This is a genomic window from Pelagibacterium lentulum (assembly GCF_003992625.1).
GTDB classification, from domain to species: domain Bacteria; phylum Pseudomonadota; class Alphaproteobacteria; order Rhizobiales; family Devosiaceae; genus Pelagibacterium; species Pelagibacterium lentulum.
Genome location: NZ_RZMW01000010.1, coordinates 33824 through 40704 on the forward strand (window position 1 = coordinate 33824; position 6881 = coordinate 40704).

At 58.0% G+C, this 6881-nt stretch carries 5 protein-coding genes; 1 reads left to right on the forward strand and 4 read right to left on the reverse strand.

The window, feature by feature from the left end; translation table 11 throughout:
- Nucleotides 1–17 precede the first annotated feature (17 nt).
- The 3 genes from EO133_RS03895 to EO133_RS03905 all read right to left on the reverse strand — a co-directional run bounded on the left by EO133_RS03895 (nucleotide 18) and on the right by EO133_RS03905 (nucleotide 3849).
- On the reverse strand, nucleotides 18–1496 hold the full coding sequence (locus EO133_RS03895; RefSeq protein WP_127071369.1) for an AMP nucleosidase: 1479 nt from the start codon (nucleotides 1494–1496) through the stop codon (nucleotides 18–20).
- Between the two features lie 331 nt (nucleotides 1497–1827).
- The gene (locus tag EO133_RS03900) at nucleotides 1828–2424 is read right to left on the reverse strand and encodes a DUF1176 domain-containing protein (RefSeq protein WP_164734876.1); all 597 of its coding nucleotides are present in this window, start codon (nucleotides 2422–2424) and stop codon (nucleotides 1828–1830) included.
- Nucleotides 2425–2598: 174 nt separating this feature from the next.
- Nucleotides 2599–3849: an aminopeptidase gene (locus EO133_RS03905; protein ID WP_127071371.1), complete on the reverse strand. Its 1251-nt coding sequence runs from the start codon at nucleotides 3847–3849 to the stop codon at nucleotides 2599–2601.
- 134 nt (nucleotides 3850–3983) lie between these two features.
- Here EO133_RS03905 and EO133_RS03910 point away from each other — a divergent pair, with 134 nt between their 5' ends.
- Nucleotides 3984–5189 carry a TIGR03862 family flavoprotein gene (locus EO133_RS03910; protein ID WP_280516139.1) on the forward strand — a complete coding sequence of 402 codons (1206 nt, stop codon included), beginning with the start codon at nucleotides 3984–3986 and terminating at the stop codon, nucleotides 5187–5189.
- On the opposite strand, the gene EO133_RS03915 is transcribed toward EO133_RS03910, so the two are convergent.
- Nucleotides 5179–6192: a Gfo/Idh/MocA family protein gene (locus tag EO133_RS03915; protein WP_127071372.1), complete on the reverse strand. Its 1014-nt coding sequence runs from the start codon at nucleotides 6190–6192 to the stop codon at nucleotides 5179–5181. The two genes, EO133_RS03910 and EO133_RS03915, sit on opposite strands and share 11 nt — an antisense overlap.
- Nucleotides 6193–6881 lie beyond the last annotated feature (689 nt).

Below are 6881 nucleotides of genomic sequence, written 5' to 3' on the forward strand. Positions count from 1 at the left end.
CGGGGCGCCCTTTTGCGTTATTGGAATGCGGTTTCGGCAAAGGATCTCAATTTGCGCGAATGGAGCCGTTCGATCGGTTGATCGCGCAGGATTTCCATTGCCTTGAGCCCGATCAGCAGATGCCGGTTGACCTGCGTGCGGTAGAATTCGGATGCCATGCCGGGCAATTTCAGTTCGCCGTGCAGGGGCTTGTCAGAGACGCAGAGCAGGGTGCCATAAGGTACGCGGAAGCGGAAACCATTGGCCGCAATCGTTGCGCTTTCCATGTCGAGGGCAATGGCGCGCGATTGGGAAAGTCGACGTGAGATTTCCGTTTGATCACGCAGCTCCCAATTGCGATTGTCGATCGTAAAGACCGTGCCGGTGCGCATGATGGACTTGGTTTCAAGCCCTTCGAGGTGGGTTACTTCGGCAACCGCCTCCTGCAAGGCAAGCTGGATTTCGGCGAGCGCTGGAATGGGTACGGTAACTGGCAAATCATCGTCAAGGACGTGATCTTCGCGAACATAGGCATGAGCCAGCACATAGTCGCCAAGCGATTGCGAATTGCGCAAGCCAGCGCAGTGACCGAGCATCAGCCAAGCGTGCGGGCGCAGGACAGCCACATGGTCTGTCGCTGTCTTTGCGTTCGAGGGACCCACACCGATATTGATCATCGTGATCCCGCGCCCGTTTTGTGCGGTGAGATGATAGGCCGGCATCTGTGGCTGCCTGCTTATCGGTGTGCCAGTGGTCCCGCCACCGAGGCGGGCGTTCATTGTTACTACGTTGCCCGGTTCCACAAAGCTGTCATAGAGGGGGTGCCCCTCAGTCATCCATTGCTTGGCCAGCCGTGTGAACTCTTCAATATAGAACTGGTAATTGGTAAAAATCACAAAGTTCTGAAAGTGATCCGGCGTGGTCGCCATGTAGTGGCTGAGCCTGTGCAGTGAATAGTCAACGCGCGGTGCGGTAAACGCCGCCATCGGGAACGGGCCACCGCTTGGCGGGATCATTGTGCCATTTGCGATCTCATCGTCCATGTGGCCCAGGTCAGGCGTATCGAAAAGATCGCGCAGAGGGACACCAATATCGACAAGAACTTCGCCTTCCACACGTTCGTCGGGGGCAACCGCAAAGTGCAGCGGAATCGGCGTTTCGGATTCGCCAACCTCAATAGTGCCGTCATGATTTTTAAGCAGAAGCGAGAAATTCTCGATCAGATATTTATGAAAAAGGCGAGGCTGGGTGATCGTGGTTTGATAAAGGCCAGGGCTGTGCAGAAAGCCGTAGGCAAGCCGGGAATTGGCTTGTTGCTGAAAACTCGTTGAGGTCATCTGCACCTGCGGATAATGCGCTCGGACTTTGCCCGGCGGCACGATGCCCTTGGTCAGATTGCGCAGATGGTCCCGAATGAATCCGGTATTGCGATCATAAACTTCGCATACATATTCCCATGCCTCTACAGCGTCGGTGAACGATTTAAGGGGTACGGGATCGGGGCTAACGAGTTTCATTGTTTTTCCTTTTCTTATTATTCTCGTCTCAAGATTTGCCAGCAAATGTGCTTGGACGCAATGCGCAGCGACAGGCAAGATGGACGTCCGATCCTTGCCGAAGATAGCGGCAGATTATCACAGTTCGGTGATTGGGCCTTTTGCCGCCGCATTGCACTTCCAATATGTAGCTTATCTGCCAGATCGGCAAACGTGCCCATGCACTGGCGGAGATGAGCTTTCGCTGTTTTTGTCCCCCAAGCCCTCAACAGCGCAGCGAAAGTGTCATTGGAGGCCGCAGTCGTCCGCCCGGCGCTGCGGTCTCCTTTTTTTGTGGGCTGGCGATTGGGCGTTACTTGTATTCGAGAATGCGTTCGGGATTGATCTCGTCATCGTAGCTGGCATCTACATCGTAGCTTTTGAGCACAAACTGTCCCTGTTGAAACACCCATGTGCCGGAAGACGAAGCATCCCCTATGCCGCGCCATTTGGCGCTGCTGGTTATGGTCCCGGTTTCAGGGGAATATGAGGGATTTGTGAGCTGCCATTGTGTTGTCATGCCACGGACGGTGATGGATTGAACATCCCCATCAAAATCGTCGTCGACATATTTCACGTCGAAGGCCGGTATCGCGAAAGCAACAGGGAACGGGCCGAAATCCGGGTCGTCGAGATAATAGACGTAGTTGACGTTATAGGCGCCGGCCCCACAGAAGAACTCATAAAGTGTTGTCGTTCTCTCGGTGTCGGAATAGTCCGGCTTCCAGCTCAATTGCCATGACGATGGTTCTTCGTTGCTGAAATAAGACTGATCGAAACCAAAACAGCTATCGGCAAAGGCGGATTTGAAATGCTCAAGTGCAGCGGAATGCGGTTGATCTTCCTGCGCCAAAGCGGGATTTGCGGCAGCAAGTGTAAAAGCAAGAGCGATATAGATCCGTTTCAACATGGTCCGGTTCCCCAATTGACACCATGAGAGTGCCGCAAGTTTCGCGATCGTTAACACCGTAACGCGGATGGCAAAGACGGGGACAAGAAAATTGTCGGGAATCTTTTCCTTAAATCCAAGCATCGCAGAGATTTGTAAAGTTGGAGCGGGAAACCCGCTCCAACGCCCCCAAGATCAGGCCCATTCGCCCTTGCGGAAAACTGGAACACGCTCACCATCCTGGGTGATACCGTCAATATCGATTGCGCCCGAGCCGATCATCCAATCGATGTGAATAAGGCTCGAATTGCCGCCGCGCTCGGTGACTTCCTCTTCACTCATTTTGTCGCCACCGACAAAACATTCCGAATAGCACTGGCCCATGGCGATGTGACAAGCGGCATTCTCGTCAAAGAGCGTATTGTAGAACAATACACCTGACTGCGAGATTGGTGAGGAATGGGGCACCAGCGCGACCTCACCGATGCGGCGTGCGCCTTCATCGGTATCGAGCACCTTATTCCAGACGTCATTGCCCTTGGTGGCGGTAACTTCGACCGCAACGCCATCCTTGAAAATCATTTCGATATTTTCAATCAGCGTGCCCTGATAGGATAGCGGCTTGGTTGAGCGGACCTTGCCGTTGACCTTATGGGCGTGCGGTGTGGTGAACACCTCTTCGGTCGGAATGTTGGGGTTGCAAGTGATGCCGTTCTTTGCCGGGGAGGCACCGCCGGCCCATTTGTGCCCGTCGGCAAGGCCAACCGTGAGATCGGTGCCGGGGCCGGTAAAGTGCAGGGCGGCAAAATTCATTTCATTAAGCCAGTCGCGGCGTGCATGCAGGTTGGCATTGTGCTCGGCCCAAGCGGCAACCGGATCGGGTTGATCGACGCGCGAGGCCGCAAATATGGCGTCCGCCAGTTTCTCAACAGCCTGATCCTCGGGCAAATCGGGGAATACCAGTGCTGCCCATTTCGGATTGGGGTAGGACACAATGTTCCAGTTGATCTCAAAACCGGAAATCTTCTTAAGCGCAGGCTTATAGGCCTTCGATGTCGCCCGGTTGGCGCGGGACACCTTTTCAGGATCTTCGTTTGCCAGCATCATGGGGTTGTCGCCTGCAATGGCCAGGCGCGCGGTGTTGTTTTCAAACGCCTTCGCCATGCCGTCATAGAGCCAGTTTGCGGCCTTGTCGAAACTGTCGTCTGGGGCGTTGCGGTAACGCGCGAGAGTTGCTTCCTCATCGGAATAAAAGGTCGTGACAATCCCGGCGCCAGCCTTATAGGCATGTTCGGTAATCTTGCGTACGAGGGGCAGGGCGGTCAGCGGAGCAGTAATCAGCAAATCCTGTCCGGGTTCGAGGCCCAGCCCGGTATGGACCGCGACCTGGGCGAGCTTGTCTAGTTTTTCAGGGTTTACTGGAGCTTTGCTGCTCGAATCGGACATTGAACGATCTCTAGGGTAAGTGAAAAAAGGGCTGGTGAGATTGGGTGGGTCAGCCTAGCGGTTCAAGATTGATCAGGAAAGAGGGGCGGAACGGGATGAGCAAGAATAAGCCAAGACGAAGTGGGCGGGGATAAGTGCCGGATACCCAAACAGCGCATGTGGGGATTGTGGGGGGCGGACCTGCAGGGCTGATGGCTGCCGAACACCTATCGGCTGCCGGGATGCGTGTGAGCGTTCTCGAGGCGATGCCGACGGTGGGACGGAAATTCCTGATGGCCGGAAAGTCGGGATTGAACCTTACCCATGCTGAACCCCATGAAATGTTCAAAACCCGGTTTGGTGCGGCAGGCGAAAGGCTGGAACCAGCGCTTGATGCTTTTGGCGGCGATGATGTGCGGCAATGGGCCAGCACGTTGGGCGTGGAGACTTTTGTGGGGTCTTCTGGCCGGGTTTTTCCAACCGCGATGAAAGGTTCGCCCTTGCTTCGGGCGTGGCTGAAGCGGCTGGACGGGCAGGGCGTAGCGGTTCTGACGCGGCATAGGTGGGCGGGGTTTGCGGGCGATGCGTTGCTGGTTGAAACGCCAGAGGGGCGGCAAACGTTCCGGTTCGATGCGGTGGTGCTGGCTTTGGGCGGGGCAAGTTGGCCCAGGCTCGGTTCGGATGCGGCATGGGTGCCGTGGCTCGAGGGCCGCGGCGTCGTGGTCAACGCATTCAAGCCGGCCAATTGCGGATTCGATATGGCTTGGAGCGATATTCTTACCGAGCGCTTTGCCGGGCAACCGGTCAAGGCTGTTGTGGCGACCAGCGGGGCCGCAGCGACGCAGGGCGAATTCGTGATCACGGCGCGCGGCGTTGAGGGAAGTTTGATTTACAACCATTCGGCAGCGCTCCGGGATATGGATAAGCCGGTTCTTATGCTCGATCTTGCTCCGGCACGCGACGTAGAGCGGCTGGAACGCGATCTCAAGCGGCAGAGCGGCAAAGCCTCATTTTCAAACCGGCTGCGAAAAGGGGCAGGGCTCGATCAGGTCAAGGTGGCACTTGTCCGGGAGTTTACCAGCGCGGCCGAACGCGGGGATAATGGCGCGCTTGCCAAGGCCATCAAGGCGCTGCCCCTGCCTCTCCTGCGACCGCGACCTATCGCGGAAGCGATTTCATCGGCGGGCGGCGTTGCCTGGGAGACGGTGGATGAGCGCTACATGCTCAAGAGCCTGCCGGGCATTTTCGTCGCGGGTGAAATGCTGGACTGGGAAGCACCGACGGGCGGCTATCTGCTGACCGGATGCCTTGCGACGGGCAGGGCGGCGGCGCGGGGCGTTCTGGCTTACCTCAAACGGTGATCTTTTTGCCCTCCCGGCTCGATTGCATGATGGCGTCGATCAGGCGGTGGGTTTGCAGCGCATCACGGGCGGTGACGCGGGGGGCGCGTCCTTCGCGAATGGCGAGGAGAAAGTCGCGCTGGAGCGCTGCGTGCCAATCGTGCGGGAAAGCCATTGGGTCGGCGCCACCGCCGGTGGTCGCAGGTTCTCCCACCTGCTCGGTGCGCCCATCGTGCCAGAAAATATCCAGCACACCCGATTGCAGGCGAATTGCGGCATGCTCAAAGTCGAGAACGATGGATTCGGCGGTGCCGGGATAGTTGGCAGTGGTGGCAATGAGCGCGCCGACAGCGCCATTGGCAAAGACCAAGCCGGCGGAAACGAAATCTTCCGCTTCCATTTTGTGTTGGCGGGTTGTGGCAGCAAGCGCCTGTACCTCGGCGACGGGGCCGGTGAAGGTCTGAGCGAGATCGAGCGTATGGATCGCCTGGCTGATGAGCACGCCGCCGCCATCGCGCGCATAAGTGCCGCGACCCGGCTCGTCGTAATAGCTTTGCGGGCGCCACCACGGCGCGATGATCTGGGCATTGGTGAGCGCGCCGAAGGCGTTCTCCGCGATACGAGCAGCAAGCGCCTGAGAGGCGGCGCGAAAACGGTGCTGGAATACAATGCCGAGGGGAATGTCTGCCGCCTCGGCACGCTCGACGAGCGCTTGTGCTGCGGCGCTGGTGCGCTCAATGGGTTTTTCCATAAGAAGGGGCTTATTGAGCGATGCGCAGGTTTCGACGATGTGTGCGCGGGCATCGGGTGGCGTGAGGACGATGACGGCCTCGACCCGTTCATCGTGGAGCAGGGTATCGGCATCGGGGAATGTGGTCAGCCCGCGCGGCGCGCAAAAGGCTTCGAGCTTTTCGCGATTGCGGGCCGCAACGCCGATAATGTTTGCAAGATCGGCATTTTCGCCGAGCGCCCGAACATGCACATCGGCCACCATGCCCGCCCCGATAATCGCTATGCCTGTCATGTTTCCGCTCCCTTTTATTCTCCATCTGGTTACTTCGGATGTGGGAACAGGACAAGGGGGGGCATCGCTACTTTCTTGTTCTGCCTCACGGGCCGCACCGCTTCTTTTTTTGTTTGCCTCGCGCGGCGTAACGGATTTCTCGCGACGGCCTAAATCCGGCCTGCTCAAAATCCTGCCGCTCCGGCGGGGCGGCCAAAATGTTGGCCGGGCTCCTCGCTACGCTCGTCGGTTTCGGGCAGTTCCGAAGGCATCAGGCTTGCCCCCCTCACCCCTGCCCCTCTCCCACAAGGGGAGAGGGGTGTATGGTGGCTTCCCATTGCACACTTCCCCTTCTCCCCTCGTGGGAGAAGGTGGCGCGTAGCGCCGGATGAGGGGGCCTTTCTTTCAGCCATGTCAAAGCGCCCGATGGCCAGAGGCCTCGGTTTGCAAAAGAGGTGGACGGCATGGGGCGATGGGCGCTCCGTACTGAAATTTAATATATGAAGCGATCATCGCCCCATGCGCTCGGGATTTTTGGCGTGGCGTCCGCTCGGGCTGGGTTGGGCCCTCCGACCATAGGTCTCCGGGCGTTTGTGCGCTGCCCAAGGTCCACCGGACCTTGAGCTTTGGCCAGAGGCCAAACCGCTGCAAACTCCCCGCCGCCTTTCGGCGGTGACCACAGGCGTCCTGTGGCTGGCCTCGGTGACGTT